Raw genomic sequence first — 2458 nt, forward strand, 5'->3', positions numbered from 1 at the left:
AATACCAGGACTATCCGTATGACTACGACTATTGATAAAAATCAATGGTGTGGACAATTCAAGCGATGCAATGGATGCAAGCTGCAATCGGAATGCATGGTTAAGCCTGAAGAAATGTTTCCTGTAATGGAAGATGGGAAATATGTCGATAAATGGGCAATACGAACGACGGCAATGATTGCCAGAGAACTTGGTAAACAGAACAACAAAGCTGCCTGATAGTGGCCTTTATTTTTGGCATAAATAACAGAATAAACACTGCACTGTGTATTCATTCCAACGAGTGAATACACGGAGCAATGTCGCTCGTAACTAAACAGGAGCCGACTTGTTCTGATTATTGGAAATCTTCTTTGCCCTCCAGTGTGAGGGCGATTTTTTATCTGTGAGGATATGAACAGATGTCAAACATCAAAAAATACATCATTGATTACGACTGGAAAGCATCAATAGAAATTGAAATCGACCATGACGTAATGACAGAGGAAAAACTTCACCAGATTAATAATTTCTGGTCAGACTCTGAATACCGACTCAATAAACACGGCTCTGTATTAAATGCTGTATTAATCATGCTGGCGCAACATGCTCTGCTTATAGCAATTTCAAGCGACTTAAATGCATATGGTGTTGTGTGTGAGTTCGACTGGAATGATGGAAATGGTCAGGAAGGATGGCCTCCAATGGATGGTAGCGAAGGAATAAGAATTACCGATATCGATACATCAGGAATATTTGATTCAGATGATATGACTATCAAGGCCGCCTGAGTGCGGTTTTACCGCATACCAATAACGCTTCACTCGAGGCGTTTTTCGTTATGTATAAATAAGGAGCACACCATGCAATATGCCATTGCAGGGTGGCCTGTTGCTGGCTGCCCTTCCGAATCTTTACTTGAACGAATCACCCGTAAATTACGTGACGGATGGAAACGCCTTATCGACATACTTAATCAGCCAGGAGTCCCAAAGAATGGATCAAACACTTATGGCTATCCAGACTAAATTCACTATCGCCACTTTTATTGGCGATGAAAAGATGTTTCGTGAAGCCGTCGACGCTTATAAAAAATGGATATTAATACTGAAACTGAGATCAAGCAAAAGCATTCACTAACCCCCTTTCCTGTTTTCCTAATCAGCCCGGCATTTCGCGGGCGATATTTTCACAGCTATTTCAGGAGTTCAGCCATGAACGCTTATTACATTCAGGATCGTCTTGAGGCTCAGAGCTGGGCGCGTCACTACCAGCAGCTCGCCCGTGAAGAGAAAGAGGCAGAACTGGCAGACGACATGGAAAAAGGCCTGCCCCAGCACCTGTTTGAATCGCTATGCATCGATCATTTGCAACGCCACGGGGCCAGCAAAAAATCCATTACCCGTGCGTTTGATGACGATGTTGAGTTTCAGGAGCGCATGGCAGAACACATCCGGTACATGGTTGAAACCATTGCTCACCACCAGGTTGATATTGATTCAGAGGTATAAAACGAATGAGTACTGCACTCGCAACGCTGGCTGGGAAGCTGGCTGAACGTGTCGGCATGGATTCTGTCGACCCACAGGAACTGATCACCACTCTTCGCCAGACGGCATTTAAAGGTGATGCCAGCGATGCGCAGTTCATCGCATTACTGATCGTTGCCAACCAGTACGGCCTTAATCCGTGGACGAAAGAAATTTACGCCTTTCCTGATAAGCAGAATGGCATCGTTCCGGTGGTGGGCGTTGATGGCTGGTCCCGCATCATCAATGAAAACCAGCAGTTTGATGGCATGGACTTTGAGCAGGACAATGAATCCTGTACATGCCGGATTTACCGCAAGGACCGTAATCATCCGATCTGCGTTACCGAATGGATGGATGAATGCCGCCGCGAACCATTCAAAACTCGCGAAGGCAGAGAAATCACGGGGCCGTGGCAGTCGCATCCCAAACGGATGTTACGTCATAAAGCCATGATTCAGTGTGCCCGTCTGGCCTTCGGATTTGCTGGTATCTATGACAAGGATGAAGCCGAGCGCATTGTCGAAAATACTGCATACACTGCAGAACGTCAGCCGGAACGCGACATCACTCCGGTTAACGATGAAACCATGCAGGAGATTAACACTCTGCTGATCGCCCTGGATAAAACATGGGATGACGACTTATTGCCGCTCTGTTCCCAGATATTTCGCCGCGACATTCGTGCATCGTCAGAACTGACACAGGCCGAAGCAGTAAAAGCTCTTGGATTCCTGAAACAGAAAGCCGCAGAGCAGAAGGTGGCAGCATGACACCGGACATTATCCTGCAGCGTACCGGGATCGATGTGAGAGCTGTCGAACAGGGGGATGATGCGTGGCACAAATTACGGCTCGGCGTCATCACCGCTTCAGAAGTTCACAACGTGATAGCAAAACCCCGCTCCGGAAAGAAGTGGCCTGACATGAAAATGTCCTACTTCCACACCC

At 46.7% G+C, this 2458-nt stretch carries 5 protein-coding genes and 1 pseudogene; all 6 read left to right on the forward strand.

All coding sequences use genetic code 11. From position 1 onward, the window contains the following. Positions 1 to 219 (forward strand): antirestriction Ral family protein (locus J5M71_RS25755; protein WP_243434350.1); only part of this gene is annotated, 219 nt, incomplete at its 5' end. 182 nt (positions 220 to 401) lie between these two features. Beyond that, positions 402 to 770, forward strand: a complete 369-nt coding sequence (locus J5M71_RS25760; protein WP_000065374.1) for a DUF2528 family protein — start codon at positions 402 to 404, stop codon at positions 768 to 770. A gap of 220 nt (positions 771 to 990) precedes the next feature. Next, positions 991 to 1119 (forward strand): host cell division inhibitory peptide Kil, encoded by a 129-nt coding sequence (kil, locus tag J5M71_RS25770; protein WP_001007579.1) that lies wholly within the window; start codon positions 991 to 993, stop codon positions 1117 to 1119. A 74-nt stretch (positions 1120 to 1193) separates the two neighbouring features. After that, the gene (locus J5M71_RS25775) at positions 1194 to 1490 is read left to right on the forward strand and encodes a host-nuclease inhibitor Gam family protein (protein WP_000995451.1); all 297 of its coding nucleotides are present in this window, start codon (positions 1194 to 1196) and stop codon (positions 1488 to 1490) included. A 5-nt stretch (positions 1491 to 1495) separates the two neighbouring features. Continuing rightward, the gene (gene bet / locus J5M71_RS25780; protein ID WP_000100844.1) at positions 1496 to 2281 is read left to right on the forward strand and encodes a phage recombination protein Bet; all 786 of its coding nucleotides are present in this window, start codon (positions 1496 to 1498) and stop codon (positions 2279 to 2281) included. Then, a pseudogene (locus J5M71_RS25785) lies at positions 2278 to 2458 on the forward strand (exonuclease); the annotation flags it as partial. The gene bet and the pseudogene J5M71_RS25785, both read left to right, overlap by 4 nt.

It is taken from the genome of Pseudomonas sp. 43(2021) (assembly GCF_017490805.1).
Taxonomy (GTDB): Bacteria; Pseudomonadota; Gammaproteobacteria; order Pseudomonadales; family Pseudomonadaceae; genus Aquipseudomonas.

What these genes read in the sequence shown, in the direction of transcription:
- J5M71_RS25775 (WP_000995451.1), top strand. Translation starts at nt 1,194, where the DNA reads ATGAACGCTTATTACATTCAGGATCGTCTTGAGGCTCAGAGCTGGGCG.
- J5M71_RS25760 (WP_000065374.1), top strand. Translation starts at nt 402, where the DNA reads ATGTCAAACATCAAAAAATACATCATTGATTACGACTGGAAAGCATCA.
- bet (WP_000100844.1), top strand. Translation starts at nt 1,496, where the DNA reads ATGAGTACTGCACTCGCAACGCTGGCTGGGAAGCTGGCTGAACGTGTC.
- kil (WP_001007579.1), top strand. Translation starts at nt 991, where the DNA reads ATGGCTATCCAGACTAAATTCACTATCGCCACTTTTATTGGCGATGAA.